The organism is Acidovorax temperans (assembly GCF_028596105.1).
In the GTDB taxonomy this organism is placed as follows: Bacteria; Pseudomonadota; Gammaproteobacteria; order Burkholderiales; family Burkholderiaceae_C; genus Acidovorax; species Acidovorax temperans.
The window spans coordinates 4,207,510-4,234,224 of sequence record NZ_CP117193.1; the positions used below are offsets into that span (position 1 = coordinate 4,207,510).

General features: G+C 60.8%; 24 protein-coding genes and 1 pseudogene. 8 read left to right on the plus strand and 17 right to left on the minus strand.

Going from position 1 to position 26,715, the window contains the following annotated elements:
• Window positions 1-9: 9 nt before the first annotated feature.
• The 4 genes from glcE to PQV96_RS19795 form a co-directional block, all read right to left on the minus strand.
• Complete coding sequence (gene glcE / locus PQV96_RS19780) at window positions 10-1,131, minus strand: glycolate oxidase subunit GlcE (protein ID WP_273623966.1); 1,122 nt, start codon at window positions 1,129-1,131, stop codon at window positions 10-12.
• Between the two features lie 248 nt (window positions 1,132-1,379).
• Complete coding sequence (gene amt, locus PQV96_RS19785) at window positions 1,380-2,903, minus strand: ammonium transporter (protein WP_198847240.1); 1,524 nt, start codon at window positions 2,901-2,903, stop codon at window positions 1,380-1,382.
• A gap of 31 nt (window positions 2,904-2,934) precedes the next feature.
• Entirely contained in the window at window positions 2,935-3,273 is a 339-nt protein-coding gene (glnK, locus tag PQV96_RS19790) for a P-II family nitrogen regulator (protein ID WP_044397167.1), read from the minus strand.
• Between the two features lie 43 nt (window positions 3,274-3,316).
• A complete protein-coding gene (locus PQV96_RS19795) occupies window positions 3,317-4,048 on the minus strand; it encodes a TorF family putative porin (protein ID WP_207374942.1) in 732 nt (243 codons plus the stop codon).
• A gap of 225 nt (window positions 4,049-4,273) precedes the next feature.
• Between PQV96_RS19795 and PQV96_RS19800 the strand changes: the two are divergent.
• Window positions 4,274-5,149, plus strand: a pseudogene (locus tag PQV96_RS19800) (YifB family Mg chelatase-like AAA ATPase); the annotation flags it as partial.
• A gap of 177 nt (window positions 5,150-5,326) precedes the next feature.
• Here PQV96_RS19800 and PQV96_RS19805 read toward each other — a convergent pair.
• The 6 genes from PQV96_RS19805 to PQV96_RS19830 form a co-directional block, all read right to left on the minus strand.
• Window positions 5,327-6,739, minus strand: a complete 1,413-nt coding sequence (locus PQV96_RS19805; protein ID WP_273623967.1) for a DUF6035 family protein — start codon at window positions 6,737-6,739, stop codon at window positions 5,327-5,329.
• Between the two features lie 605 nt (window positions 6,740-7,344).
• Window positions 7,345-11,514 carry a PIN domain-containing protein gene (locus PQV96_RS19810; protein ID WP_273623968.1) on the minus strand — a complete coding sequence of 1,390 codons (4,170 nt, stop codon included), beginning with the start codon at window positions 11,512-11,514 and terminating at the stop codon, window positions 7,345-7,347.
• Between the two features lie 521 nt (window positions 11,515-12,035).
• Window positions 12,036-12,347 (minus strand): HU family DNA-binding protein, encoded by a 312-nt coding sequence (locus PQV96_RS19815; protein WP_273623969.1) that lies wholly within the window; start codon window positions 12,345-12,347, stop codon window positions 12,036-12,038.
• Between the two features lie 82 nt (window positions 12,348-12,429).
• Window positions 12,430-12,873, minus strand: coding sequence for an HAD domain-containing protein (locus PQV96_RS19820; RefSeq protein ID WP_273623970.1), 444 nt, complete (start codon window positions 12,871-12,873; stop codon window positions 12,430-12,432).
• 3 nt (window positions 12,874-12,876) lie between these two features.
• On the minus strand, window positions 12,877-13,965 hold the full coding sequence (locus PQV96_RS19825; RefSeq protein WP_273623971.1) for an IS5 family transposase: 1,089 nt from the start codon (window positions 13,963-13,965) through the stop codon (window positions 12,877-12,879).
• Between the two features lie 71 nt (window positions 13,966-14,036).
• Entirely contained in the window at window positions 14,037-14,207 is a 171-nt protein-coding gene (locus PQV96_RS19830; protein WP_273623972.1) for an HAD domain-containing protein, read from the minus strand.
• Between the two features lie 175 nt (window positions 14,208-14,382).
• On the opposite strand from PQV96_RS19830, the gene PQV96_RS19835 reads away from it, so the two are divergent.
• A complete protein-coding gene (locus PQV96_RS19835; protein WP_273623973.1) occupies window positions 14,383-14,532 on the plus strand; it encodes a hypothetical protein in 150 nt (49 codons plus the stop codon).
• A gap of 28 nt (window positions 14,533-14,560) precedes the next feature.
• Here the strand turns inward: PQV96_RS19835 and PQV96_RS19840 are convergent, their stop codons facing one another.
• On the minus strand, window positions 14,561-15,439 hold the full coding sequence (locus PQV96_RS19840; protein ID WP_273623974.1) for a DNA/RNA non-specific endonuclease: 879 nt from the start codon (window positions 15,437-15,439) through the stop codon (window positions 14,561-14,563).
• Here PQV96_RS19840 and PQV96_RS19845 point away from each other — a divergent pair.
• The 5 genes from PQV96_RS19845 to PQV96_RS19865 all read left to right on the plus strand — a co-directional run bounded on the left by PQV96_RS19845 (window position 15,438) and on the right by PQV96_RS19865 (window position 19,283).
• Window positions 15,438-15,794, plus strand: a complete 357-nt coding sequence (locus PQV96_RS19845; RefSeq protein ID WP_273623975.1) for an antitoxin Xre/MbcA/ParS toxin-binding domain-containing protein — start codon at window positions 15,438-15,440, stop codon at window positions 15,792-15,794. The two genes, PQV96_RS19840 and PQV96_RS19845, sit on opposite strands and share 2 nt — an antisense overlap.
• A 35-nt stretch (window positions 15,795-15,829) precedes the next feature.
• Entirely contained in the window at window positions 15,830-16,411 is a 582-nt protein-coding gene (locus tag PQV96_RS19850; protein WP_273623976.1) for an HAD domain-containing protein, read from the plus strand.
• 129 nt (window positions 16,412-16,540) lie between these two features.
• Window positions 16,541-17,742, plus strand: a protein-coding gene (locus PQV96_RS19855) for an IS3 family transposase (protein ID WP_142082499.1) whose coding sequence is annotated in 2 segments (ribosomal slippage) — window positions 16,541-16,808 and window positions 16,808-17,742 — 1,203 coding nt in all. Because the reading frame shifts where the segments join, the coding sequence is not laid out codon by codon here.
• 55 nt (window positions 17,743-17,797) lie between these two features.
• Window positions 17,798-18,889 (plus strand): site-specific integrase, encoded by a 1,092-nt coding sequence (locus tag PQV96_RS19860; protein WP_111868091.1) that lies wholly within the window; start codon window positions 17,798-17,800, stop codon window positions 18,887-18,889.
• Complete coding sequence (locus PQV96_RS19865; protein ID WP_066784037.1) at window positions 18,882-19,283, plus strand: TetR family transcriptional regulator; 402 nt, start codon at window positions 18,882-18,884, stop codon at window positions 19,281-19,283. The genes PQV96_RS19860 and PQV96_RS19865 overlap by 8 nt, the downstream gene beginning before the upstream one ends.
• A gap of 171 nt (window positions 19,284-19,454) precedes the next feature.
• On the opposite strand, the gene PQV96_RS19870 is transcribed toward PQV96_RS19865, so the two are convergent.
• The 4 genes from PQV96_RS19870 to msuE form a co-directional block, all read right to left on the minus strand.
• A protein-coding gene (locus tag PQV96_RS19870) for an IS3 family transposase (RefSeq protein ID WP_420482167.1) occupies window positions 19,455-20,737 on the minus strand; the annotation gives its coding sequence in 2 pieces (ribosomal slippage) (window positions 19,455-20,386 and window positions 20,386-20,737; 1,284 coding nt in all).
• A 166-nt stretch (window positions 20,738-20,903) separates the two neighbouring features.
• A complete protein-coding gene (locus PQV96_RS19875; protein ID WP_273623977.1) occupies window positions 20,904-21,929 on the minus strand; it encodes a methionine synthase in 1,026 nt (341 codons plus the stop codon).
• A 31-nt stretch (window positions 21,930-21,960) separates the two neighbouring features.
• Window positions 21,961-22,944, minus strand: coding sequence for a DUF1852 domain-containing protein (locus PQV96_RS19880; RefSeq protein WP_273623978.1), 984 nt, complete (start codon window positions 22,942-22,944; stop codon window positions 21,961-21,963).
• Window positions 22,945-22,987: 43 nt separating this feature from the next.
• A complete protein-coding gene (msuE, locus tag PQV96_RS19885; protein ID WP_034692759.1) occupies window positions 22,988-23,581 on the minus strand; it encodes an FMN reductase in 594 nt (197 codons plus the stop codon).
• 103 nt (window positions 23,582-23,684) lie between these two features.
• Between msuE and PQV96_RS19890 the strand changes: the two genes are divergently transcribed.
• Complete coding sequence (locus PQV96_RS19890) at window positions 23,685-24,572, plus strand: LysR family transcriptional regulator (RefSeq protein ID WP_273623979.1); 888 nt, start codon at window positions 23,685-23,687, stop codon at window positions 24,570-24,572.
• Here the strand turns inward: PQV96_RS19890 and PQV96_RS19895 are convergent.
• Together PQV96_RS19895 and prpF are read right to left on the minus strand one after the other, a co-directional pair.
• Window positions 24,563-25,423: an isocitrate lyase/PEP mutase family protein gene (locus PQV96_RS19895; protein WP_008903187.1), complete on the minus strand. Its 861-nt coding sequence runs from the start codon at window positions 25,421-25,423 to the stop codon at window positions 24,563-24,565. The two genes, PQV96_RS19890 and PQV96_RS19895, sit on opposite strands and share 10 nt — an antisense overlap.
• Before the next feature lie 74 nt (window positions 25,424-25,497).
• On the minus strand, window positions 25,498-26,694 hold the full coding sequence (gene prpF / locus PQV96_RS19900; protein WP_420482168.1) for a 2-methylaconitate cis-trans isomerase PrpF: 1,197 nt from the start codon (window positions 26,692-26,694) through the stop codon (window positions 25,498-25,500).
• Window positions 26,695-26,715 lie beyond the last annotated feature (21 nt).

Below are 26,715 nucleotides of genomic sequence, written 5' to 3' on the forward strand. Positions count from 1 at the left end.
GGCCGCGCTTTACCAGGCGGCGGCCAGGCGGCCCGGGTTGAAGATGCCCGCGGGGTCGAACGCCTGCTTCACGCGGGCGTGGATTTGCGCCAGCGCGGCAGACTTTGGATCAAATTGGCCGCTAGCGCTTTCTGGATAAGCGCTGGCAGCTACAAAAACAGAAGCACTACCGCCCACCGCCTCGGCAGCGGCGCGCAGGGCATCGCCCGCACTGGCGGGGGCCTGAACCCAGCGCAGGGCACCATGCCATTCCACCAGCGGCTGGGCGGCTGCAGGCAGCGGCAGCACCGGCGCGGTGGCGGGCAGCGACAGGCGCCACAGGGCCAGGTCGGGCTGCTGTGTGCGCTGGACAAACCAGGGCAAGGTGTGGTCACGGCAGGCAGACCAGTCTGGGGCGGTGGTGGCGTTGTCCAGAAGGGTGCCTCCCATGGTTTTGCACGCAGCCTGCACGGCAGCCACGGCGCCGCGCAGGCGCACATACAGGGTGCCCACGCCACCGTCTTGCAGCCAGCAGCTGGCGTTCAGCGGCAGGGGCTGGCCGCCCCAGGCGTGCAGCTTGCGCAGGGCGTCGGCCTGGTTGCATTCAAAGCGCAGCGTGGCTTCGGCCGGGGCCACGGGGAGCACCTTGAGGCTCACTTCCGTCAGCAGCCCCAGCGTACCCCAGGAACCCGCCATGAGGCGCGAGACGTCGTACCCGGCCACGTTCTTCATCACCTGCCCACCAAAGGTGAGCGGCTCTGCCTTGCCGTTGATGAGGCTCACGCCCAGCACATAGTCGCGCACCGCGCCCACGCTGGCGCGCGCGGGGCCCGACAGGCCTGCCGCCACCATGCCGCCCACCGTGGCGCCGGGGGAAAAGTGCGGCGGCTCAAAGGGCAGGCACTGGCCCTTGGCGGCCAGTGCGGCCTCCAGCTCGGCCAGGGGTGTGCCCGCGCGGGCGGTGATGACCAGCTCGCTGGGCTCGTAGCTGGTGATGCCCGACAGCAGGCGCGTGTCCAGCACATCACCGTGCAGGCCACGGCCATGAAAATCCTTGGTGCCCCCGCCTCGGATGCGCAAGGGGGTCTGGTCTGCAACGGCGGCGCGCACGCGCTCGGTGATCTGGGCAAGGGCTTGGTCCATGCCCTGCATCGTAGCGGGTGTGACTTTGCAGCCAGCCCCCGCAGCGCATGAATTTTTTGAACAAAGGCTGTGCAGCTTCTTTGCAGCGGGCACAAAAAAGGGCCACCACGGCGGCAAACCGGGGTGGCCCAATGCTTGAGGAGACTCGCTTTAGAGTCTGCTTACTATCTCCCAGGGGTCCCCTGAGAGATAGTAAGCAGGCTCTAATAAAACGGGGCGGCTGCCGCACCACCAGACACGGCAGCCGGTGGTCCCCCTTAACGGCTGTACGCCGTTTCGCCGTGCGATGTGATGTCCAGACCTTCGCGCTCGTCTTCTTCCGAGACGCGCAGGCCCACCATCAGATCGACCAACTTGAACGCGATGACCGACACCACGCCCGACCACACCACCGTCAGCAACACGGCCTTGGCTTGCGTCCAGACCTGGGCGGCGATGGAGTAATCGGCCGCTGTCACCATCGAAGCTGTCACCCAGTCAGCCACGTAGCCGGGGCCGCCCAGGGCGGGGGAGTTGAACACGCCAGTCAGCAGCGCACCCACGATACCGCCTACGCCGTGCACGCCGAACACGTCGAGCGAGTCGTCCGCGCCCAGCATCTTCTTGAGGCCATGCACACCCCACAGGCAGGCAAAACCACCCACCAGGCCGATGATCAGCGCACCGCCGATACCCACGTTGCCCGCCGCAGGCGTCACCGCCACCAGGCCAGCCACGGCGCCCGAGGCAGCGCCCAGCATCGAAGCCTTGCCGCGCATCAGCGCTTCACCCAGGCACCAGGCCAGCACGGCAGCAGCCGTAGCCACCAGCGTGTTGATAAAGGCCAGGGCGGCGAAGCCATTGGCTTCCAGGGCCGAGCCTGCGTTGAAGCCGAACCAGCCCACCCACAGCAGGGATGCACCCACCATGGTCAGCGTGAGGCTGTGCGGGGCCATGGCTTCCTTGCCGTAGCCGATGCGCTTGCCCACCATGAAGGCGCCGACCAGGCCAGCGACGGCTGCGTTGATGTGCACCACGGTGCCGCCAGCAAAGTCCAGCGCACCCCATTGCCAGATCTGGCCAGCCTTGCCGGTCATGGCGTCGGCCACTTCCTTGCCGGTGTAGGCATCGGGGCCCATCCAGAACCACACCATGTGGGCCACGGGCAGGTAGCTGAAGGTGAACCACAGCACCATGAACAGCAACACGGCAGAGAACTTGATGCGTTCGGCAAAAGCGCCCACGATCAGTGCGCAGGTGATGCCGGCAAACGTGGCCTGGAAGGCTGCGAAGGAGATTTCAGGAATCACCACGCCCTTGCTGAACGTGGCCGCGTTGGCAAAGGTGCCCGCCGCGTTGTCCCAGATGCCCTTCATGAACAGCCGGTCAAACCCGCCGATGAAGGCATTGCCTTCGGTGAACGCCAGGCTGTAGCCATAGATGAACCACAGCACCGTGATCAGCGAGAACGTGACCATGACCTGCATGAGCACGGACAGCATGTTCTTGCTGCGCACCAGGCCGCCATAGAACAGGGCCAGGCCAGGCAGCACCATCAGGATCACCAGAATGGTGGCGACCATCATCCAGGCGGTGTCGCCCTTGTTGGGCACGGGGGCGGGAGCCTCGGCAGCTGCTGCTGGCGCCGCGGCGGCTGGGGCTGCAGCAGGGGCTGCGGGGGCCGCTTCAGCGGCGGGGGCAGTGACTGCGGCAGGCTCTGCAGCAGGCGCCTGGGCCAGGGACAAGGTGCCTGCAGTCAGCAGGCTCAGCCCCAGGACGAAAGAAGCAAGTAGTTTTTTCATGGCATTTCTTTCCGATGGGTATGGCGGGGCCTCAGAGGGCTTCCTTACCGGTTTCGCCGGTGCGGATGCGCACCACCTGTTCGAGGTGGGACACAAAAATCTTGCCGTCGCCGATCTTGCCGGTGCGGGCTGCGCCTTCGATGGCTTCGATCACGCGGTCCACCAGGTCGTCGGCCACGGCGGCCTCGACCTTGACCTTGGGAAGAAAGTCCACCACGTACTCGGCGCCGCGGTACAGCTCGGTGTGGCCCTTCTGGCGGCCAAAGCCCTTGACTTCCGTGACGGTGATCCCTTGCACGCCGATGTCCGAGAGCGCTTCGCGCACTTCATCGAGCTTGAAGGGTTTGATGATGGCAGTCACCATTTTCATGTTCAGTTCCTCCAGCGCGGGCGCCCCAGGCGCCCGCAGCGAATTACAGGGTTTTGGTCAGGGTGACGATCACACGCGACTTGTTGACGGGACCGAAGAAGTCCTTCTTGTTCGCGCCCACCACGGCAGCGCCCAGCGACAGGCCGCTGCCGAAGTCGTACGCACCGCCCACGCTGTAATCCATGTAGTTGGGCACGCCCGAGTCCTTGATGTCGCTGGCAAAGCGGGTGAAGCCGACCGATGCCTTCAGGGTGACGCTGGGGGCCACTTCCTGTGCGAATGCCAGATTCACGTAGCCCGTGTTGCGGCCCTTCAGACCAGAACCTGCCTTGGCGCCAGCAAAACCCATGTAGTCATTGGACAGGGTGTGCGAGTACTTGGCGGTGAAGGGGCCGTAAGTGGCCGCGCCGTACAGCTCGGTGGTGTTGCCCAGCGAGTTGCCGGGGTAGGCGTAGGTCAGCGCGCCCACGTCCAGGTCCACCTCACCGGCCTTGAATTTGTAGCCACCGTAGAAATCCATCTCCAGCGAATTGCCGGAGAGCCAGTCCACGCTGGAATTCCAGTTGCCGACGTAAAAGCCGCTGTCGCCAAAGGTATAGTCAAAACCCCCTTGCAGCGCGGGCTTGACGGCCTTGACCTTGCTGGCGTCCTGGTCCTGGCCACGGAACTTGTAGTTGGTGGTCAGGCTGACGTTGCCCGTGAGTTGCGCGCTGGCCAACAGGGGCAGCGCAGCAGCGAGGGCAAAGCCCAGGGTCTTGATGGAAGTGCGATTCATGTTTCCTCCGGTTGGACAAGTTAGGGACAAGGGCTTTAAGCACGGACCGTGCCATTGCCTCCACAGGCCCTGCGCATGCGGTCCGGGCGCGGTTGCGTTGGGTTACAACAATCCCTAGTACAGTGGCGGGGATCGCGCCGGGCGAAGCGCACTCATATGATGCAAAAACCCACAAGCCCTCGCCAAAACACCCACAAACGCACCCATCTGGGGAGAAACCGCTTCATGAGTCTTGCTTTGGTGCAAAGCCGCGCCCTTCTGGGGATGTTGGCGCCTTCTGTCACCGTGGAAGTGCATCTGGCCAACGGCCTGCCCAGCTTCACGCTGGTGGGCCTGGCCGAAGTGGAGGTGAAAGAAGCGCGCGAACGCGTGCGCTCGGCCCTGCAGAACGCGGGGCTGGACTTTCCTAACAACAAACGCATCACCGTGAACCTGGCACCGGCCGATCTGCCCAAGGATTCCGGGCGGTTCGACCTGCCGATTGCGCTGGGCATCCTCGCCGCCAGTGGGCAGATCGATGCCAGCCGGCTGGCGGGGCATGAATTTGCGGGCGAGCTGTCTTTGTCCGGCGAACTGCGCCCCGTGCGCGGCGCCCTGGCCACCAGCCTGGCGCTGCACACACAAGGCAGCACCGCCTGCCTGGTGTTGCCCCCCGGCAGCGCCGAAGAAGCCGCCCTGGTGCCCGGCGCGCGGGTGGTGCGTGCGCGCCACCTGCTGGATGTGGTGCAGGCCTTTCTGCCACCCGGCGCTGAGCCCCCCGCCCCCAGCGAAGGCTGGGCGGTGCTGCAGGCACAGCCACCGCGCAGCCCTACCGGCGGGCCGGACCTGGCCGACGTGAAGGGCCAGACGGCTGCGCGCCGCGCGCTGGAGATTGCTGCTGCTGGCGGCCATGGCCTGTTGATGGTGGGCCCGCCGGGCTCGGGCAAGTCCATGCTGGCGCAGCGCTTTGCCGGGCTGCTGCCCGCCATGCAAGTGGACGAGGCGCTGGAGAGCGCCGCCGTGGCCAGCCTGGCCGGCAGCTTCCGCCCGGAAGACTGGGGCCGCCGCCCCACGCGCCAGCCCCACCACACAGCCAGCGCCGTGGCGCTGGTGGGCGGAGGCTGTGAATTACAATAATTTTTGCGACTACACAATAATTTATACGACTGAAAGGCTCCCGCACTCGCCTTCTCGGCGCCTAAAAAAGCAACCCAGCAGAGACTTCCTCCAGCTACTTTCGAAAGGCCCCTTGGCTTGTCATACGGGGATCAGCACATCGCCAGCAAGTCGAGTACCGGTTCAACATTGCGGCAACACATCCGACGGCCACTCCGGCAACGGTTTCAACTCGGGGAACAAGAACTCAAAAAGCATCTGATGTCGTTGGTCGGACCCATACCTCTCTGGGTTCATGCGCATATCTTTTTTGTAGGCCTTCACTCTTTTCAACCAACTCCCAGACTTGTCCTGTTTTACGAGCAGGTCGCCGCGCTCATAGACCTGAAGCGCCTTGCGGAACCACAGCAGATACCGGGGGTAGGACTCAGCAAGATAGTGAGCGATCTCAATCAAATGCTTGCGCTTGATGCCTATGGGCCTGCCGTGCTTGGCCGAATAGAAGCAGTCCAACATAGCAATCGGCAGGCGCAGTTCTGAGCCATAAAAGCGGAGTGGGGACAACGAGAGCATGCCCCAATCGTTCCAATCTCGTGGAGCGCAGCTCGGGAAGCCGCGCAGTTCGTCCTCCTGGTCCGCAAGTGATGACTGGCGGTTTGCCACGTCAAGCCACCAGTTCTCGAATCGGCTGGGCCAACTGGCTCTTTCCTTGGTCTCGTCGGCATCTCTCTGCGCCACAGAGCCCGCGTAGTTGAAAAAGTATGCCTGCTGCTTTTCCAAATCCAGTGTGAGTTCGTCAAAAGCCACTCGCTCCCGACGAAACTGAGGGGCAGCGTTCCAATAGCCTGGCTCTACCCATGCACAGTCCAGGACGAACCTCCCCGTGGCACGAGATTCTTCGCACGTGGCCTTGGAGACGATGAAGGCGTTCTGATTGTTGTTGTAAAACACGTCGTCCATCGTGAGGCGGCGTCCGTCCTCATTGAAGTTCGCGAATACCCAGAACAGCAGACCGCCTTCACGGAGATAGAAACTGCGCCGTTCTGCAATCACGCCCAGAAAAGTGGTGGACAGTTGCACCTCGAAAGCGACGACCACACTACCCAACTTGGCACTCACGTCAGGGCGACGCCAAGCACCTGAAACGGGACCATTCCAGCGTCTCTCTTGAGCGATCTCCGTGAACATGCCCGATGCGTGCAGCGATTCGACCAACCACTGCTTCATCTGTCGGTGAAGCACGCTTTCTTTGGCGCCGTTGTATTTTCTGGCGTTGATTTCTTCGCGAGTCAATTCACCACGTGTCACAGCACTACACCGGCCATCTTCCAGAGTGTGCTTGAACCAGAATGAGCGACAGTCTTTTCTGCACACAATGGACAGAGGGACGAAGCACTCAGGACACAGGTATATAGCCCGATCTTCCTGATTGCTCGTGGCCACAGCCATGCGCAAACGCATCAGGCGATCAACATCAGCACCAATAACTTCCGCAGCCGCCAGTTCCTTGAGCGTTGAGGACTCCAGAACCGTCGGAATTTCCGGATCCGAAACCGCGAGGCGAGCCTCGGGAGGTAAAGAACGTAGTTGCTTCATGAACGAGTGCCGCGAGAAGCGACACTATAGTAAGCGGTCCCCGCTTCAAGTGCGGTTGGCATTAATCAATCTACGGTTAGGAGAAGGAAGCGCCCGAAGCGCAATTGCATTGCCGAATCAGAGAAACAGCGGCTGAGGGCCAACTGCAGGGAATGGCATGGACAGCGCAAACGGCTGTGCGACTACGGGCATAGATTCAACTCTAGTGAGTCCGCATCACCGAATCACGGGCAAGTGGGCGGTCAGTCATCGCCGTTAGGAGACGTCGTCCAGGGCGAGGTGCTGCTCCTCTCAGCGACATCAGTGCTCTCGCACCAGACGAACTACCCCCCAATGAATCGGCAAATTCCCCAATGGATTGGGCTCAACAGCCGACGCATCAACGATTTTGATTGGGAAATCCGCAGAACCAGACCCCAATCCACCCCAATCAAGCCGTTGGAGCGCAATGAACAGATTTCTCCGCAAACCTGCACTGTTCTAGGGTGGAAATCAGCATTTGGACTTGTACAGGGTGGTCAGCTTGAGGCTGGTTGCAGTCGTTCGACCAGGTGGGCGTGAGCGGCAACTCCCATCCCTGAAACGACAACCAACTTCCAGATAACTCATTCTGGAAGCGGACCGTCAGGCCGCTGGCTTCGCGGCTGCTCCTGTTTAGTTGTCGAATCTTCAGCGCGGTCATCCCCTTGGTTGGCGAGGGGCAACATCACTGCCTGACTGCTGCCTAACGTAGTTGTTCCACCTCCGGCTTGGAAGTCTTCTCCTCGCGCCGCGTCCGCGCGCTGGATAGGTGGCTCGACAGGATCCCTTGCTTCACCATCGAACATGAGATACGGAGACTGCATACACTTCAAAGCACGCAGCTTGATTGCCCGTCGACGCGGTGGTGAACTGACGAGCCGTTCGGCGACATCAACCGCCTCCCGGAGGACCTTGGCGTAGACACGCATGCGCGCCTGCCTGTAATCCTCGGCAAGAGAGTACGGGATGAAGGTACCGTTACTCTCGAGTGCCATGTCGCTTGCAAAATCAAGCGCAGCCTTCAAGACTTCCTCACGATTGCAGTGCGGGTGACGAAGGATCGCTTCGACGATGTGACCCATGAGCTCCGCAAACGCCTTGAACTGAGTAGGGTACTGCGCTTGCAGTTCGAGGAACTCGAACGCAACAGAAACCGCTGACACAAGCTCAGTGGAACTGGAGGACAAGTAGTCCTTGAACCGCTGAAGCCCCTCGGTTAGCGCGTAGCCTCCTTGCAAGCACATGAATACCAAGTCGTGCGGGCCTAGCGAGACGAAGCTGCGATTCCGCAGAAACATCCGAACGACAGCGTAGGTGCATTGTTGGGGCGTCAGCTTCCCTCGTTCTCCGGCGTACCGGAGAACCTCCTGCGGCCACACCGACTTGAGCTTCGCCGATGCAAGGCCGAACTGGGCGAGTCGCCCGTCAACGGTGAACAGGGTCGCGTTCTTCTCCGCAGTCAGTAGCAGTGCAGCAAGTTCCTCGTCTTCAAGAACGTCTTGCGCTCGCTCCAGGTCTGCCGGAAACTCTTCCGGGCCATAAGCAGGAGCCATCACACAGTGCTGTCGGACCGCGTCAACCATGCTTTGAATGAATGCGGTCTGCCGCTCCCTGTCCTGGTTCGTATACTCGACAAACCGCATTGTGCCGTTGTCATCAAACATCTGCCCGCCGGAGCGTTCGAGCTTCGCCTCTTCGAGTCGAGCTTCGAGAGTCTCAACGGCCTTCGTAGAGATGTAGACACGAGGTAGCGCCGCCAGGGCGGCAAGACAGTCGAATGATGCCAGCTCGGCAACTGTCGCAGCGTCAACAACATACTCGGCGTCATGCCGTTGGAGCAGTTCGACAGCAGCCTCCCTTTGCTCCTTGGTGCCAGCGCACACGAACAAGGGAGGCGCGTCAGACGGCCACCCAGAGACTATGTCGACGACGCTTCGCCCGAGCAGCTTGCCCAGAATTCCCAGCGTGATGGGGCTTTCCGCGTAGCCTTGAAGCGCTCGTCGTGAGTGCTCGGACTGCCGCTTCAGCATGGCGTGAACGTGGCTGAAGTCGACGCCTTTGTCTGTCTTCGGGACAGGCACGGACATCACCGGCAGGTCCGAAGCAAAAGGCGAGTTGACCCGTGCTTGAGCGATGTGAAGCAGCCGCCGGAAGGTACTTGTCACCCCTTCGACAACGAAGCGCAGTTCGGTTCCGAAGGGTCCGGGTAGAGAGACTTTCTGGCCCACGGCCACGCCCAGTAGGCTGCGGGCTATGTCATCTGACGGAGCGACCATGCCTTCGCGGGCTGGGAGGTCCGGCAAACCCGCCGGGTCCAGCGACAGTGTCACCCTCTCGCCCAATTCGTTCTTGAGCATCACGGCTGCCCCAGGCTGAACTTCCATCAGTTCCTCTTCCATGAATGGAAGTTCTTCAGGTCCGGCAACGATGGCGATGAAGTAGGCAGAGGCTGCATCTACATCGTCGAGGTTGCGACGAAACATGCCATACAGCCGTAGCATGCCGGTCTCTTTGCGGCCGAAGCGGAGTTCAAGAGACGCAACCTGAGCAAGGAGTCTTGGTGGCCCTGATAAGTTGGCCGGAACCGACTCAAGCGCATGGTGGAATCGGGCCATCTTGCGCATCTTGAGGTCGAGCGCGAGACGTAGCAGCCAGCCACCGGCCTCCTGTGGCAGCCGCTCGCAATGCAACTCAGCAAGGGGAACCAGAAACTCCCAGTCCGATGCCTGTTGTCCTAGGTCAATTGCGAGACTCAAAGTTCGTTCGTCGCCTGTCCAGGTGTCTGGAAACGACAAGACTAGTTCCTTCGCCTTGCGGAGTGCACCCGTGCGCACATAGCAGCGAAGCAACCGGTTGTGGAGCTCGGAGTGCTTGCCGCGTGGGGCGAGTAGCTCGTACTGACTGGCGGCAAGCTCCAGCTTGTCCGTGGCGAAGAGCAGGTCCGCGAGCAAGAGTCGCTCTGCCGAAGCAGTGTCCTTTGAAACCAGGGCGAAGGCCTTCTCAATCGCGGCATCGGCTGCCACTTCATCTTTACTCGCATGCAGTATCCGGGCGCCGCCACATATGACGGCGAGGCTGTTTGAGTTCGCAACATCCGCGGCTTTGACCTCCGTCAGCGCTTGCAGCTTGCCAGTGCCCGAGCGCCAAAGAGCGACCCACCGCATAGCGCGCAGCAAGTGCGGCACCTCTGCCTGCTGGCAGCCCTTTTGATTCACCAACGCCTGTACGGCCTCGACCAACTGAACATCGCCCACATCAGAGGCATACTCCGCGACCAGAATCAACGCCTCTTCCCCGAGGTCTCCCAGCCACTCACGACCAAATTTGCTCAACTCGTCTGAGCGGTCCAGTCGACGATAGGCTTCTAGTGCGACGCGTTTCAGCCGAGGTGTCAGCACGCCGGCGTGTCGGGCCTCCTCGACAAGGGCCAGAGCCTCACTAGGCGCACCCAGCACAAGGTAGCTGTAGCCAAGGTGCACCAACGTGTCTTCGACTGAGCCCGGCGATTGCACCGCCCAAACGTGGTCTTTTCGCGGGGTGAGCGCCTCGACTGCCTGCCTGAGCGCGGCGATTGCCGCTTCGCCCACCAGACCATGTGCGACCTTTACGGGGTCGCAGGCAGCGGCCTCGAGTGCCAGCACCAGCGCCGTGTTCCTGACAAAGAACGCAGCGTTCGGCTTAGCCAATGCTTTGGCGCTCAGCTCGACGGCGCCAGCTAGGTCTCCTGCCTTCTTCCGCGCCCACGCAAGGAGCTGCAGCACATCGCAGTCGTCACGCATCGCGGCCGGTGCATCAACGAGCGCCAGGGTGTGCCCCTTGACCATCCTGGCATTGGCATGGGCAATCCAGACGTGGACTGATACGGGATACCTTGCGAGTGCCTCATCCCCTGCGGCCAGTGCCTCGTCGACCTTGTTAGTGAAGAGGAGGCCCCTGACCTTCGCCGCTGCGATTTTCTCGTCGTCGGGATACAGCTCGGAGGCACGAAGGAAGTCGGGGGCGGCAGCAGCACCGCTCTCCAGATGCCACGTGCAGATACCCCTCTGCACGTACCAGCGTGCCTGCTGGTGAGCATCGAAAAGTGACATGTCGGCGCCGATACGCTGCAAGTCTTCAAAGGCATCCTTGAACCTTGCTGCTCGAAGCACGTCATTGACGGCGTCAAGTTGCGAAGTAAGGAACTTGTTGACCGAGTCGGCACGGCCGCTGGGCAGGCCCGTCAGAACTTCCAGCTTGGAGTTGATGCTGAGCAGGTTCGCCTCAATCCCTGAGCTCTGTTCATCCAAGCGGTGAAAGATGGCGCCAGGTGCATTTGGAGCGTAGTCGTTCTGGAGCTTCGAACTGCCGCGAATGTGCCGGCAGAGGTCCTGCCAGAACTCAACCTTGACCGGATACTGCCCCTTGGCCGCCCTGGTATCGGACAGGTCCTGCACTTCCCGCAGGAGCACCGCATCACTCGTGGCAGTGGTAGCGACGATGAGGCGGACGATTGGGGCGTTCGCCTTGTCGGCTTCTGAGACCTCATGCTCTATGTGCTTGAGCTTTAGGGCTCCGTCTGCGTACCTCTTGCATTGAACTCCTAACCGACCTTCTGGTGCATCGACGAACACATCGATGCCGCCTTGTTTTTGACCCCGGCGCCCATTCGTCTGCGGCAATGGGTCATTGAAGACAGTCCCGTAGATACGGGCACACATGTCTTCGAAGGCCCCATCGTCGGTGGGTTTGGAAATCTCGAACTGCACGTTGTGCATCTTCCTCCCTGGGTTTGTCAAAACGGGTACAGCCAGGCCCGGACAGCCAACGGCTAGTGGGAATCATACGTACGCAAGTCGTCTTGAACACCCGAGTTGTTCGAGGATTCCGGCGGTGACACTCCTCGAGTGTGAGACGTTTTGGCAGACTTCCTTGCTGTGGTCTTTCGCAGGCGTCCGCCCTTGGCTGAGTACTGTCTTTGGGATGTATCAGGTGAACGGCAGCAATCGCTGCAGAGCCGACTTCACCATAAGCCGGTTGCATAAACTGCCCCCCCCGAAATCGGCGCCTGTCGATTGGGAGAGTCACGGATGCTGAACAGTCAGGAAGTCAAGTGATGAATTTCATGGCACTCGGGTAATGGCTAGCTCCTCTTGCGTCCAGATCCAGCGCTGGTTTTTGCGGGACCGGGGCGCCTCAGAAATTTGAGCTTTACCCACCAAGCGCGCAAAACAAAGCCGCCTAAGGCCAATAGCCACAGGCGGCTGCGAACAATGTCGAGGGGCTTGAAACCCGTAGCTTATTTGCCAGCTTTCTCCGCCTTGCGTTTGGCTGCCTTGGGATCCACCACCGCCTTGAATTTGGCACCGGGCACAAACTTGGGCACGGTGGATGCCGGAATCTTCAGGGCTGCTCCAGTTGACGGATTCTTGCCAGTGCGAGCTGCACGCTTGGCAGACTTGAAGGTACCAAAGCCCACGAGTTGGACGGCATCTCCCTTCTTGACGGCGGTTTGGACCGTTTCAATGAAAGACTCCAGCACCGCTGCAGCTGCGGCTTTGGTCAGGTCGTTCTTGGATGCCAGGATTTCAACGAGTTCTGCGCGGTTCATGTGTTTTCAGTAGATAGAGGAGAAGGCAGTGTTTATAGCGCTACCGCGGAACGCCCCCTAAAGTGAGGAGCCGCTCCGCGCTTCAGCGCAGTTGGTGCATTCTCACCTTGAGCTGCTCACCTGCTGCAGCGGTCAGCCCCGTCTTCCGATCCGACAAGAACAGCGATTTGCAAAACGGCCGAAACAGCCAAGAACGGTCATCCAATGCCAGCCACGGCAGGTACGGCACGTCGTTACTTCTCAGCCATGCCTGGCACTCGGCCTCCCGCTCGTAGGCGACAAGGCTGGAAGGCAGATCGACCAAGGTGTTGAATCGGGGCGTTTCACCCACCACTCGCTCAGCGATGTCTGCAGAAAACCGGCTGCGCAGTTGGTCTAGCAGGCCGTTGAAAAAGTGCTCTTCGAACGCATCAAGGTCGTGGATTTCGAAGAAGCAAGTCGCCCAGACGCGCCCACGAATCAAATTCGAGGGCCATTTCGGCCTGTTTGCAGGCCGTTTTGCCCGTTTCGGGCGCACGTATCCCATGGCTCACGCATGATGCGCGTCCCACCAGCCACCCAGACTGCCCATGCGCACCAGGTTGTAGGTGGCAAAGCACAGCAGCGCCTGGCCCGCGAGCTTGGCCTGACCGATCAGCTTGGTCTTGGCCAGACCACCCACGGTCTTGATCCAGCCAAAGGCCTCCTCGATGCGCTTGCGCACCTTCAGGCTGGTCTTGTAGCTCTCGTGCCGCGTGACTCTGGCGTCGACCGCCGAGTGCTTGTCCTTGGCCGCCACGTGTGGCGTGACCAAAAGCCGGCGGCAGCCCTTGATGAAGGCCTTGCTGTCGTAGCCCTTGTCGGCCCCGACCGTGGCCCGCTTGTTCCTGTTGCCCCGGCGCCCCAGCATGGCCAGCGCCGCTTCGCGCTCGGCGGTGCCACTGGCGTGGGTGATCTCAACATCCACGATCAGCCCGTTGCGGTTTTCCATGAGGATGTGCCCCATGTGGCACAGGCGGGACTTGTCACCCGCGCTCTTCTTGAACAACCGTGCATCAGCGTCCGTGGTCCTTTGGTGGGTGTCGTTGCAGCGCTCCTGTCCTTTGAAGTCCACCTCGGGATTGCGTCCGGGCGGCGTGTCGCTGTCATCGTCTTTGCGCTTGAAGCTCTTGTGCGAGGCCCAGGCTTCAATGAGCGTGCCGTCCACGCTGAAGTGCTCGTCGCTGGCAAGCCGCCCCCACTGGGCGCTGAGCTTGACGCGCTCGAAGAAGGCACGGGCGAGGTCTTCGTTGAACAAGCGTTCGCGGTTGGCGCTGAAGGTGGAGTGGTCCCAGACCTTGTCTTCGATGTTCAGGCCCACGAACCAGCGGTACAGCAGGTTGTAGTTGACCGCCTCGACCAGTTGGCGCTCGCTGCGGATGGAGAACAGGATCTGCAGCAGCAAGGCCTTGAGCAGCATCTCGGGCGGCACCGAGGGGCGCCCGCGGCGGGCATACACCGCTTCGAACTCGCTGTGCATCGTCGCCAGCAGCGCATCGACCACGGCGCGCAACTTGCGCAGCGGGTGTGCCGCTGGCACGCGCTCTTCAAGGCTGATGTAGCTGAACATCGCCCCCTGGAAGTCTTGGTTGCCTCTCATCTTTCTTGTCTGGGTCGTTCTTGGATGGCTTCAGATCGTAGCGGCCCACACGGGCGGCGGCGAAGGATTTTTCAACGGCCTGCTAGCGACTTTTGCAGCCGCCAGGTGCTGCTAATCACCACCTGCCACTCCGGTGCCTGTCGCAGTGCGTCTTCCAGCACGGGCAGACAACAGAAATGCTTGGACTCATGGCAGTGCTCTGGATGCAAAACTCCGTCAAAGTCCAGGAACAGGATGGGCATGCAGACTCCCCAGGGGATGGCCTCTAAAAGGCTGGCAGGAGGATTGTCTCCTCCTTCATATTCCCCAAGGCACATAGTGCGATCAGCGACCCCGGGGTAATCCACATGCACTAGCGTAGGATGGCGTGACCTTCACCGCCCAAACAGCTAGACTGGTGCGACGCAGGAATGAATCATGAACGGCCACACCTACCTCACGCTCTCGCTGATTTCGGCCGGACTTGTCCTCTTTGTGGCGTTCATTGGTCCAATGGCCAGTCGTTGGCACCAAAAACTCGAAAGAGATTTGCAGCGGATGAAAAAAACTGACCGCCGCCGCCCCTGACAACGCCCGTGGCAGAGGCTCGGTACTGCTACCTGCCCAGCCCCGGCAAAAACTCCACTCCCGTGCGTCGCACCAACTCCCGGTAGCTGATGGGAGCCGAGACCCGCTCCCCCTCCCGGTTCTCTTGCCAATGCGCCCAGCTGCGGCCCGTGGTTGCGTCGTACACCAGCTTGAAGAGATAACGCGGTACCCACACCCGGCCTTCCCCAATCGTTGGTGCGTTGGACTCAAACACCGGCCCGGTGATCACATACACATCCCCCTTGGAACGCAGCACGTACTTGCGCGTGTCCTGCTCAATCTTGGCCCAGGAACCTCCGTTTTGCTGCGCGTTCTGGGGAACCATGTTCGCCAAAGAAAAACTCTGCGCCATGGCAGTGGGGGTGGGCATGTCTCCTGCAGGGGCCATGTGTCCGCGTGAATACCCCGAACGCTTGTAATCCTCCAACTCTGCACGCTCCGCTGCTGGAAGGCGTGCATCTGCGAAGAACTTGTCCGCTCGTCGTTCATCCGCATCTTCAATGCTCTTGCGGTTGAGCCGCTGCGCCACATAGACCGGCGTCTTGGTCTCCCCACTGTGCAGCACGGCAAACGCTTCATAGCAAAGCTCACGCAGAGCAGGGCGAGGTGCCACCACAGGAGGTCTTCCCTCCGCAAAAAACTGCCGGCACTCGGCAAAGCTCGTAGGGTGGGGAACGATCAGCGGCGCCGGGTCATTGAAGTAACCACGGGCCAGGGCGGGCAGGGAAACAAAGAGCGCCAACGCAAGAACAAGGGCGGGGCGACGGACAGAAATAGTCACAGAATCTGGTGCATCAAAAAGGCCGGTGATTTGAACACCACCTGGATGTAGAAACCCCTTGATACACTGGCCCGCATGGGGGAAAAGATGAGAGTCGATGCGCATGACCGGTAACCAAGTCTTGGCCCACAGTGCACTGCGCACCGGAGCACTTCTCCGGCTCTCCCATACAGGACTGGCCCAAACCTTGGGCCTGGACCAAAGCACGGTCCCAGCGATGGAGCAGGGGTTGGCAGAGCTTCAAGGCGACACCCCCAGCGGGCAGCGTGCTCTCACCCTGATCAATATCTACCAGGCGTTGACTGCCAATGTGGGCGGGGATGAACAAGCCTGCAAGCAGTGGGTTTGCTCACACAACACAGGCTTTGTGGGAACGCCTGCATTGCTCATGCAAAGCGAAGGTGGATTGAACACTGTTCTGGCTTACTTGCAGAGCATGGAAGCTCCTCAGGGGCGGTGAACGCTGTGCGTACCGGTTCCTCTCCCTTCTTGCCCATGTCCACTCCGCGCAGCGCGGACGTGGTGCTGTACCTGGATCTTGACGGAGTGGTGCACCACGAGCAGGTGCTGTGGCATCCCCACAAAGGGATCTATATGAGCCCGTACGAAGCTCCAGGGCGCAGCTTGTTCGAGTGGGTGCCAATCCTGGAAGCTGCCTTGGATCCTTACCCCAGCGTAGCGCTGGTGCTCAGCAGCACCTGGTGCATCCGGCCGGGTTACAGCTCAACCCTCAAACGACTCCCTCTTTCCTTGCGCTCACGCTTCATTCGCGGGACGTATCACAAGCGGGTGCACGGCGCAGACCCCTGGAATCTGGCGATGTTCCGGGGCATGCCACGGGGCGAGCAGGTGCTCGAAGATGCCATGCGCAGAAAGCCTCGGCAGTGGCTTGCGCTGGATGATGACCTGGAGGGCTGGCCTGAGGCTTGCCGGGAGAACCTCATCGCCTGCGAGGGGACGACGGGGTTGTCAGACGGGGAAGTTCAGCGGGAGCTTGGGGAGAAGCTGCTGCGTTGCCATGAAGAGCTGCTAAGCGTCCAAAGTGACATTGCCCCTCCGTCCATTTCTACATCATGAGTACGCATATTGATGCGCAAATGGAATCTCTGGAAGTCAGCGTAACACCACAGATTTACTTGGCCTGAGGTTGCCCCCGAAAAGTGGAGTTCTTAGCTCATGACCACAATGCTGGAAAGGAGCGAAGAAATGGTCGACAAGCAGGTACGTGGCAAGTACACCCTGGAGTACAAACTGGAGGCTGTCAGGCAGGTCAAGGCCGGGCAGTCTGGGGCGGTGGTGGCCAAGGTGCTGGGCATCCCGTCATCAAATGTGTCCAACTGGGTTCGCCTGGATGCCAAGGGGCAATTGGGCGGTGTTGTGCCGAGCCAGAAGGCCCCGGTGGTCACAGCCGAACAGATGGAGCTTGCGCGTTTGAGGGCCGAGGTGGCTCGCCTGAAGATGGAGCGCGACATCGCAAAAAAAGCCGCAGCGTACTTTGCGCAGGATGTGCTGCAAAGTACGCTTGGGTCCGGCAAATGAGCGGCAAGGCATGGCCTGTGAGCCTGATGTGCGAGGTGCTGGAGATCAGCACCAGCGGGTACTTCAACTGGAAGCGAGGTCAGGGTGAACCTGATCATTGCCCCAGCCGGTTTCAGAGCGACGAAGCCTTGCTGGCGCACATACGTGCCATTCACGCGGAGATCAAAGGCGAGTACGGTTGGCCCCGCATGCACAAGGAGCTGTTGGCCAGGGGCATCCGCGTGGGCAAAGAGCGTGTGCGCGTGCTGATGCAGCGCCACGGGATCAAGGCGCGCACCAAGAAGAAGTTCGTCGTTACCACCGACAGCAAGCACCACCTGCCGGTGGCGCCGGATCTCGTGCAGCGGCGCTTCAACCCCGAGGCGCCCAATCTGCTGTGGAGCGGCGACATCACTTACATCCCCACCGATGAGGGGTGGCTGTACCTGGCTGCGGTGCTTGACCTGCACAGCCGCCAGGTGGTGGGCTGGAGCATGCAGCCGCACATGCAGACCAGCCTGGTCAAAGACGCGCTGCTGATGGCCTGCTGGCGCCGCAGGCCAGCCAAGGGGCTGATCTTCCACAGCGACCGCGGCAGCCAGTACTGCAGCCATGAGTTCCAGACCACGATGAAGGCCTGGGGTATCAGTTCATCCATGAGCCGCAAGGGCAACTGCTGGGACAACGCGCCCACGGAGAGCTTCTGGGGCCATCTGAAGGTGGCTTGCGTGCTGGGGCAAAGGTTTGCCACCCGAGAGCAGGCCAGGACAGCCATTCTGAACTGGATGGCCTTCTACAATCACTCTCGTCTGCATTCGGCGCTGGGCTATCTCAGCCCCATGCAATACGAGCAACGCTGGCTGGCGGCTCAGCGCAAGAACGCCGCATGAAACCCGGGCTAAGCACTCCGAAATTCAGGGGCAACCTCAGTTTAGAAATCCTGCGTTGATCCGCATTCGGGATGCTGCACTTTACGTCCTGTCGATAACCAGTGGCATGCGCAATGAGGAGGCGATTGGGGTCGAGTCTGGGTCATGGCGAAGCGAAGTGCGAGACGGCGTTCAATTCCACTGGGTCGCTACCACCGAGCATAAGACAGGAAAAGGCAAGGTCGAATTCTTGATCCCCGAACTCACAGTCAAAGTCTTGGATCTGATGAACCGCTATGCAAAGCCGCTTCAAGAAAAGATGGCTCTTGAAGTTGCGGAACTGGAGTGCAATCCAACACCTCAGGATTTGACGAATCGGATGCTGCGATTGGCAAAGGCAAAGCGAGACGTCAGAAAGCTTTTTCTATGCACCAGCATGTCTGGTCAGAGTGAATCGGCTGGATACCACGTTGATGCGCTATCCAATGGTGGATCAAAGGTCTCATTCCGACGATTGGCCATGGCTGCCGGAACGGACTGGCAGTTGGCACCGCACCAATGCCGTAAAACTTACGCGCGCAATATTGTGGAGTCGCGCATGGGGCGCTCCTCGCTTGTATTCCTCAAATGGCAGTTCAAACATTCCAGCATGAGCATGACCCAGTTGTATGCGTCCAACCCAATGCAGGATGCATCGCTGTTCGATGAAGTTCTGGAGGAGATGACCAACTTCAAGGTGGACTTGATTGAGTCTTGGCTTGGGGATCAGCCTTTGAGCGGCGGAGCCGGGCACGAAATCAAAAAGGTGCGCGCGATTGCCTTGAAAAGTCGCACGGCATTGTTGGCGGAGACGGCGCCTCAAGTTCACATCCGTGCTACCGGCCACGGGTGGTGCTTGGCCCAGGAAAAAGGATGTGGAGGCGCGGGATTGTATGAAACAACCCGATGTGTGGGATGTAAGAACGGTGTGATTGATCAGTCGTTTGCGGACGTCTGGAGAGGTATCTATGACCAACAAAACGAATTGCTGGCCATTGACGATGCGGGACCAGCGGTCAAGCAACGCGCTGAGCGTGACGTTCAATGGGCGCGCCAGGTTATGGTGGATCTCGGGGTGCTCCCACAAGCGTCGTGTGCGTCAAATTTGAGCGGAGCTTCAAATGAATGATCCCAAGGCTCGTAGTCGAAAGAAAACTGTTGATGAAATTCAACGGGCCATTGTGCAATTGCAGGCTGACCAAGGCAAGCTGTCCATCTCTGCGGTTGCCAAGTTGGCTGAAGTCACCCCTGGACTGATTCACAACACATACCCTGACCTCGCCGAGAAAATTCGAGGCCTGGTGGGCAAGGCGACGCGCGCCCAGCGCGACGCCAAGCATGACGCACTGGTTCATGAGCGCGAGGTAAACCGCGCTCTAAGGCAGGAACTCGCTGAGACGCGTGCGGACTTGTCAAAGCTTGCGTCGATCAATCAAGTGCTTGTCCATGAAGTGGCCTTGCTCAAGGGCATGGCCACGGGGAAGGTGGTCTCGATTCTTCAACCCAAAGGCACAGGCATTTAGTCATGTTCGCTCTGGTTGGTGGCAATAATTTTTACGTTAGTTGGTCTTGACCTATGAGATGGGAGACTGCACTCGGCCAAGAGCGACCAACTGATGTGAGAACCCGAGCGGCAGTTTGAGGCTGATAGCGGTCGTTTAACTTGATCTTGCCCCCGTATTCCCGGACCCGTCCTATTCGCAACGTAACGCCGCGTCCTTGACGGGTGAGCGGCGTGCCTGGGCGGCCTGATGCCGCCGGAACTCTCGGGGTGAACGCATTTTCAACGACGAATGCGGATGTACCTCGTTGAAGTGTTCGAAGGCGTCCGGCAACTGCGCCAGCACCGTGGCCGCGTCGCTCAGGTCCATGCGGGCCACGTAGTCGCGCTTGAACGTGTTGACGAAGCTCTCGGCCATGCCGTTGCTCTGCGGGCTGCACACCGGGGTGTTGATCGGCTTGAGTCCCAGTGAACGCGCCACCGCACGTGTGTCTGCGGCGATGTACGCACTGCCGTTGTCGCTGAGGAATTCCAGTCGGTGATCCACGGGCACCGCCTCCACCGATCCAAAGCGCTTCTCTACTGCCTCGATCAGCATCTCGCGCACCGGTTCCCCCGGCAGCCCCTTGCCCTCCCAGGCACGCCAGGCGATCACTTCGCGGTCACAGCAATCCTTGGCGAACGTGGTCGTCACCGTCTGCCCCGAGTCGCACTTGATCTCCAGCCCATCGGAACACCAGCGCAGATCGCTGTGTCCAACCGCTACCTTGCCCTCGTGCGTTCTGCTGGACTGGCGCCGTCGAGGTGCCTTGGGCAAGAGCAGTCCGGCCTGCTCCATCACGCGGTAGGCGCGCTTGGGATTGACCCGTGTGCTGCCCTGTGTACTGCGCTGGCGGTTGACCAGGGCGCAGGCACGTCGATAGCCGTAGCTCGGCAGATCGCTGATCTGCTGCCTGATCTCGGCCAGCAACTGTGCATCACCCGCTGGCGCGCGCCCCTTGCGGCCATCGCGCCAGTCCTCGCTGCGGTCATGCAGCTCGTACACATGCGAGCGCGCCACGCCCAGCACCCGGCAGACCGTCTTCATTGGTCGTCCCCGGGCAACAAGGGCGAGCGCGCAATCCACTTTTTTTCAGCGGCGTACTCCACGGCTTCCTTGAGGATCTCGTTCTCCAGGGTCTTCTTGCCCAGCACCCGCTGCAGCTTGGCGATCTCGGCCCGGGCTGCGGCCAGCTCCGATGCCGGCACCACGGCCTCGCCGGCACTGACGGCCGTCAGGGCGCCTTGGCGATCGAGCTTTCTCCACTGGAACAGCAAGCTGGCTGCAACACCTTCCTGGCGTGCCACCAGCGACACGCTCATGCCCGGTTCGTAGGTGCGCCGCACCAGCGCTGCTTTCTCCGCGGGGGACCAGCGCCTGCGGCGCTGGTCTTTCAAGATGACTTCAACAGTGTCCGTATGCCTAGTCGTACTCACAGTCCTACTCCTATCTTCAAAGATAAGCGATAGGACGGGTCCGGAGTTTCAGGGGGCTATCTCAATCAATGACTGCTCATGGAGACGACAGACATTGGCTTCTGAGCAGCGATGAGAAATCCAACAATTGACAGTTATCAGAGATACCTGAAAACGGTTGGTCGACTCACTTCGTGGTGAGTCGCTCCTTTGCGAGTCTCGTGCCCGCTGCAAGTGCTTCCAATTTACGCCAAGCCACGTGCCGTGCCATCGGAGCCATGCCGCAATTCGTGCACGGGAATAATCGCTCTTTTGGCACGAACTCTAGCGCCCGACCGATGGTGTCTGCGACCTCCTCGGGTGTCTCGACCACATCGCTGGCCACATCGATCACACCGACCAAAACGTCCTTGCCGACCAGCAGTTTCATCAGCTCTGGCGGAACATGGGAGTGGATGCACTCCAGGCTCACCTGATCGATGCTACTGCGGGCAAGTGCGGGTAACACAGACTCATATTGGCGCCACTCATCGCCCAGGGTGCTCTTCCAGTCGGTATTGGCCTTGATGCCATAGCCGTAGCAGATGTGCACGGCCGTCGTACACGTCAGCCTCTGCGCCGCGCGCTCGAGCGCCTTCACCCCCCAGTCTGCGGCGTCATTCATGTAGACATTGAAGGCGGGTTCGTCAAACTGGATGATGTCCACGCCGTCGGCTTGAAGTGCCAGCGCCTCCTGATTCAGCAGCTCAGCAAACGCGAAGGCCATCTGGACCTTGTCGCCGTAGAAACGGTCTGCAACGGTGTCGACGATGGTCATCGGGCCGGGTAGCGTGAACTTCAGCTTCTTCTTCGTGTGCGCACGCGCTAGCTGGGCTTCAAAGGCATGTACCCGGCCTTTCAGGCGCAGGCTCGACACGACCTGCGGGACCATCGCGTCATACCGGTTGTCGCGAATGCCCATCTTCACCTTGTTCTCGAAGTCGATGCCCTCGACTTGTTCCAGGAACCCATGCACAAAGTGCTGCCGGGACTGCTCGCCGTCGCACACGATGTCCAGGCCGGCGTCCTCCTGCGCCTTGATCCAGAGCAGGGTCGCGTCAGCCTTGGCCTGGCGAAGCGCGTCGCCCTCTGCCTTCCACTGGGGCCAAAGCTTGTGGGTTTCAGCAAGCCAGGCGGGTTTGGGCAGGCTGCCGGCGATGGAGGATTCAAACATCAGGGGGTCCTTTCAAGAAAGAGGGTACGGGTCATAGCGCGCAATGGCGGGTCCATTGTTCGAGCACGTTTTTGTAGGGTTTGATGAAGTGCTCTTCGGTGTACTTGCCTTGCTGCACAGCCAACTGGCTGCGCTCCTCCCGGTCGTAGACGATTTGCGTCGATGAATAGTCCTGGTTCTTCAAGCTCGGTTGGTAGAGCTTCCCCGCTGCGCAGTTGGCGTTGTAAATCTCGGGGCGATAAATCTTTTGAAAGGTTTCCATGGTGCTGATGCTGGCGATGAGCTCCAGGTTGGTGTAGTCGGCCAAGAGGTCGCCCTGGAAATAGAAAGCCAGTGGTGCAATGCCATTGGGGGGCATGAAGAAGCGAACCTGCATCCCCATCTTTGCGAAATAGTGGTCTGTGGAAGACAGTTCGCTTTGTTCGTATTCGACACCCAGTACGGGGTGCTGGTTGTCGGTCCGCAGGTAGGTCTTGCTGGTGGACACGCTGATGCAGATTACAGGCGGCTTGCCAAAGCGGGCCTTGTACTCGCTGGAGTTGGCAAACTGTTTGAAAAGCTTGCCATGCAGATCGCCAAAGTTGACCGGCAGCCCGAACTCCGCGCGATCCGCGTTGTACTCCGGGAGCAACACGCTGAAGTCGTAATCGCGCACGTACGAGGAGAAGTTGTTCCCCGCAATGCCATCGATTCGCTTGTTCTCTTTCCCGTCCCAAATGCAGGGTTTGAGCATCTCGATCAAGGGGAAGCCGCTGGCACTTGCCTGCGCGTCCAAGCACATTTCGACGGAGATGATCTCCAACTCGACGGTGTAGCGGTCTCCTGCCGGATTGTCCCAATGCGCCAGTTCGTTGCACCGGTTGTCAATCATCCTGAGCGTGTCGCGCAGGTTCTGTTGCCGGCTGGTACCCCTGGCGAGGTTGGCAAAGTTCGTGGTCAGGCGCGTGCTGCTTGAGGGTTGGTAGTTTTCATCAAAGCGGGTGCTGTTGATGTGAAAGGCAAATTCTTCGTGCATGGCGATGGGGCGATTCAAATGTTCAAGTGGAGTGGGGCTTGTGTCAGGCGAGCAGCAGTTCGTCGGCCAGAACCGGACTGGCGTGACGTGCCTCTGTGATCAGCGGCAGTGCCCGCCGCACTGCCAGCCGGGCTCGGTCCAGCAGCGCCTCATCCCGCAATCGCTGGTCCACAAAATCCTTGTCGGTCGCGTAGACACCCAGCGGTAAGGTGCGCGCCTGGAAAAAGCTGAACAGGGGTCTCAACTGGTGATCGATTACCAGCGCATGCCGTTCGCTGCCGCCGGTTGCCGCCAGCAACACGGGCGTGTCGATCAATGCGTCCTGGTGGATGAGGTCGAAGAAGTGCTTGAACAGACCTGTGTAGGAGCCGCGATACACCGGCGTGGCCACCACCAGCACGTCGGCCTGTTCGACCGCCATCAGTTCTCGCTCCACCGCCGGTGGTAATTCGGACCTTCGGACCGCGCCCGAAAGCTGCGATGCCAGCTCTCCGACTTCCGTCAGATGTGGGCGGCATGGGACTTCAGCCGAAATCAGTGCTAGGAGATGTTCGGCCAGCGCTGCCGATTTGGACGGGCGCTGCAGCCCGCCGGAGACTGCGACGACACGCAGTGGGCATTGCGTTGTTTGTTTCATGGATGGCGACAGAGACAAGCGAATCAAGGAGCGGATGCTAGGGCGATCAATCCATGAAGTAAAATGGTCTTATCTCATGGTTCAATGAACTGATTTCATAAGAATGCTAGAACGCATCCATCTCAGCATCGTCCAGCAGGTAGAGAATCAGGGGTCGCTGACCGCGGCTGCCGGGGTGTTGAACCTCACGCAGTCAGCCCTGAGCCACAGCATGAAAAAGCTGGAGCAGCAACTGGGCACCGATGTCTGGCTGCGCGAGGGTCGAAGCCTGCGGCTCACACAGGCGGGGCAGTACCTGCTGGCGGTCGCCAACCGTGTGCTCCCGCAGCTGGATCAGGCAGAGAGCACACTTCGGCAGTTCGCCCAGGGCGAGCGCGGTACCCTGCGCATTGGCATGGAATGCCACCCCTGTTACCAATGGCTGCTCAAGATCGTCTCGCCCTACCTGGCCACTTGGCCAGATGTGGACGTGGACGTGAAGCAGAAATTCCAGTTCGGGGGCATCGGTGCGCTGTTCGGTTACGAGATCGATCTGCTGGTGACCCCCGACCCGTTACACAAGCCCGGCCTGCATTTCGAGCCGGTGTTCGACTACGAGCAGGTGCTGGTGGTTGCTGGAAACCATGCCTTTGCGCAACAGGCCCATGTGAAGCCTGCCCAGCTTGTGAGCGAAACGCTCATTACCTACCCGGTCAGCCCCGAGCGGCTGGACGTGTACACGCAGTTCCTTGCCCCGGCGGGCATTGCACCACGCCGCCACAAGACCATCGAAACCACGGACATCATGCTGCAGATGGTGGCCAGTGGCCGCGGAGTGGCAGCGTTGCCGCGCTGGCTTGCACTGGAGTATGCCGAGAAGATGGATGTGGTGCCCGTCCAGCTGGGCCGACACGGCATCGCCAAGCAGATTCACCTGGGAACGCGTGAGCAGGACAGGGACACGGACTATCTGCAGGCCTTCATCCAGTTTGCGCGGAACGCTCAGGTGTAGCGCTGCTCCAGCGCGTCCCATGCGGGCTTGTTCACCAGCCGCTGCCGTTCTGCGAAGGGCGTCACCAGGCCGCTGTCCTCGCGCACTTCCTTGGCATCGCGCAGCGTGGTCAGGGTTTTTTGCATGCCCATCACGGCGCCTTGCAGCGCGGCATTGGCGTACAGCACGATGCCAAAGCCCAGCTCGCCCAACTGGTCGGCATTGAAGATGGGGGTCTTGCCGCCGATCACCATGTTCATGAGCTGGGGCTTGGCCAGGCGCTGCGGCAGCGCGCGCACTTCCTCGGCCTTGGTGACGGCCTCCACGAACAGGATGTCCGCGCCCGCCTCGGCGAACTTCTGCGCACGCTCCACGGCGGCCTCGAAGCCGTGCGTAGCAGCGGCGTCGGTGCGCGCCATGATGAGGAAATCGGGGTCGCGCCGTGCATCGACGGCGGCCTTGATCTTGCTCACCGCTTCCTCGGTGGAAATCACCTCTTTGCCGCTGAAATGCCCGCAGCGCTTGGGCGCCACCTGGTCTTCGAGCTGGATGCAGTCGGCGCCGGCGCGCTCCAGCGTGCGCACGGTGTGAACCACGTTGAGCGCGTTGCCAAAGCCCGTGTCGGCATCGACGATGAGCGGCACATCGACCGCGTCGCGGATGCGTGCCGTGTGGTCGGCAATTTCATGCAGGCCCATAAAGCCTTGGTCCGGCATGCCGAACCACATATTGGTGACGCCCGCGCCGGTGACGTAGATGGCCTGGAAGCCTAGGTCGGCGATCACCTTGGCAGAGAGCGCGTTGAACGCGCCCGGGACGATCAGGCCGCTGCGGGCCTCGACGAGTTGCTTGAGTCGCTGCTTTGTGTTCATGGATTGCCGATCTAGATGCTATTGGTTTGATAGCTGCTAGCGCTTGTTGGATAAGCGCTAGATGCCAATTTTCCTTAAAAACAGCCCGCCGGAACGCGCACGAAGCCCTCCATGAGGATGCGGGCGCTGCGGCTCATCACGGCTTTGGTCACCGTCCACTGGCCGTTGTCCTGTTTTGCCTCGGCGCCCACGCGCAGCGTGCCCGAGGGGTGGCCGACGCGCACCGCGTTGCGTGCGCCGCCACCGGCGGCCAGGTTCACCAGCGTGCCGGGTATGGCTGCCGCTGTGCCGATGGCCACGGCGCAGGTGCCCATCATGGCGTGGTGCAGCTTGCCCATGGACAGGGCGCGCACCAGCAGGTCCACATCCGCCGCCGCGATGGTTTTACCGCTGGAGGCGGTGTAGTCCTTGGGCGGGCTGACGAACGCGATCTTGGGCGTGTGCTGGCGTATGGCGGCTTCCTCGGGGGTCTGGATCAGGCCCATGCGCAGCGCCCCGGCCACGCGGATCTGCTCGAAACGCGCCAGTTGCGCCGGGTCGCCGTTGATGTCCTCGCGCAGCTCCGTGCCCTGGTAGCCGATGTCGGCGGCGTTGACGAACACGGTGGGAATGCCCGCGTTGATCATGGTGGCCTGGAAGGTGCCGACGCCCGGCACATCCAGCGTATCGACCAGGTTGCCCGTGGGGAACATGGCCCCGCCCTCATCGCCATCGTCCGAAGGGTCGATGAACTCCAGCACGATTTCCGCCGCCGGAAAGGTCACGCCGTCCAGCTCGAAGTCGCCGGTTTCCTGCACCTGTCCGCCCGCCACGGGCACGTGGGCGATGATGGTTTTGCCAATGTTGGCCTGCCAGATACGCACCACACACACACCGTCTTGCGGCACCCGCGCCGCATCGACGAAGCCCGCGTGAAGGGCAAAGGCGCCAGCGGCGGTGGACAGGTTGCCGCAGTTGCCCGACCAGTCCACAAAGTCCTTGTCGATGGACACCTGGCCGTAGAGGTAGTCCACGTCGTGATCGGGCCGTGTGCTCTTTGACAGGATCACGCACTTGCTGGTGCTGGAGGTGGCGCCGCCCATGCCGTCGATCTGCGCGCCGTAGGGGTCGGGGCTACCGATGACGCGCTGCAGCAGCTTGTCGCGCGCCGGGCCGGGCTGCTGCGCGGCTTCGGGCAGGTCTTGCAGACGGAAAAACACGCCCTTGCTGGTGCCGCCACGCATGTAGGTGGCGGGAATGCGTATTTGGGGAAGGTGCTGGGTCATATCCATTTTGATAGCTGCTTGCGCTTG

What these genes read in the sequence shown, in the direction of transcription:
- glcE (WP_273623966.1), bottom strand. Translation starts at nt 1,131, where the DNA reads ATGCAGGGCATGGACCAAGCCCTTGCCCAGATCACCGAGCGCGTGCGC.
- amt (WP_198847240.1), bottom strand. Translation starts at nt 2,903, where the DNA reads ATGAAAAAACTACTTGCTTCTTTCGTCCTGGGGCTGAGCCTGCTGACT.
- glnK (WP_044397167.1), bottom strand. Translation starts at nt 3,273, where the DNA reads ATGAAAATGGTGACTGCCATCATCAAACCCTTCAAGCTCGATGAAGTG.
- PQV96_RS19795 (WP_207374942.1), bottom strand. Translation starts at nt 4,048, where the DNA reads ATGAATCGCACTTCCATCAAGACCCTGGGCTTTGCCCTCGCTGCTGCG.
- PQV96_RS19805 (WP_273623967.1), bottom strand. Translation starts at nt 6,739, where the DNA reads ATGAAGCAACTACGTTCTTTACCTCCCGAGGCTCGCCTCGCGGTTTCG.
- PQV96_RS19810 (WP_273623968.1), bottom strand. Translation starts at nt 11,514, where the DNA reads ATGCACAACGTGCAGTTCGAGATTTCCAAACCCACCGACGATGGGGCC.
- PQV96_RS19815 (WP_273623969.1), bottom strand. Translation starts at nt 12,347, where the DNA reads ATGAACCGCGCAGAACTCGTTGAAATCCTGGCATCCAAGAACGACCTG.
- PQV96_RS19820 (WP_273623970.1), bottom strand. Translation starts at nt 12,873, where the DNA reads ATGGGATACGTGCGCCCGAAACGGGCAAAACGGCCTGCAAACAGGCCG.
- PQV96_RS19825 (WP_273623971.1), bottom strand. Translation starts at nt 13,965, where the DNA reads ATGAGAGGCAACCAAGACTTCCAGGGGGCGATGTTCAGCTACATCAGC.
- PQV96_RS19830 (WP_273623972.1), bottom strand. Translation starts at nt 14,207, where the DNA reads ATGCCCATCCTGTTCCTGGACTTTGACGGAGTTTTGCATCCAGAGCAC.
- PQV96_RS19835 (WP_273623973.1), top strand. Translation starts at nt 14,383, where the DNA reads ATGAACGGCCACACCTACCTCACGCTCTCGCTGATTTCGGCCGGACTT.
- PQV96_RS19845 (WP_273623975.1), top strand. Translation starts at nt 15,438, where the DNA reads ATGACCGGTAACCAAGTCTTGGCCCACAGTGCACTGCGCACCGGAGCA.
- PQV96_RS19840 (WP_273623974.1), bottom strand. Translation starts at nt 15,439, where the DNA reads ATGCGCATCGACTCTCATCTTTTCCCCCATGCGGGCCAGTGTATCAAG.
- PQV96_RS19850 (WP_273623976.1), top strand. Translation starts at nt 15,830, where the DNA reads ATGTCCACTCCGCGCAGCGCGGACGTGGTGCTGTACCTGGATCTTGAC.
- PQV96_RS19865 (WP_066784037.1), top strand. Translation starts at nt 18,882, where the DNA reads ATGAATGATCCCAAGGCTCGTAGTCGAAAGAAAACTGTTGATGAAATT.
- PQV96_RS19875 (WP_273623977.1), bottom strand. Translation starts at nt 21,929, where the DNA reads ATGTTTGAATCCTCCATCGCCGGCAGCCTGCCCAAACCCGCCTGGCTT.
- PQV96_RS19880 (WP_273623978.1), bottom strand. Translation starts at nt 22,944, where the DNA reads ATGCACGAAGAATTTGCCTTTCACATCAACAGCACCCGCTTTGATGAA.
- msuE (WP_034692759.1), bottom strand. Translation starts at nt 23,581, where the DNA reads ATGAAACAAACAACGCAATGCCCACTGCGTGTCGTCGCAGTCTCCGGC.
- PQV96_RS19890 (WP_273623979.1), top strand. Translation starts at nt 23,685, where the DNA reads ATGCTAGAACGCATCCATCTCAGCATCGTCCAGCAGGTAGAGAATCAG.
- PQV96_RS19895 (WP_008903187.1), bottom strand. Translation starts at nt 25,423, where the DNA reads ATGAACACAAAGCAGCGACTCAAGCAACTCGTCGAGGCCCGCAGCGGC.
- prpF (WP_420482168.1), bottom strand. Translation starts at nt 26,694, where the DNA reads ATGGATATGACCCAGCACCTTCCCCAAATACGCATTCCCGCCACCTAC.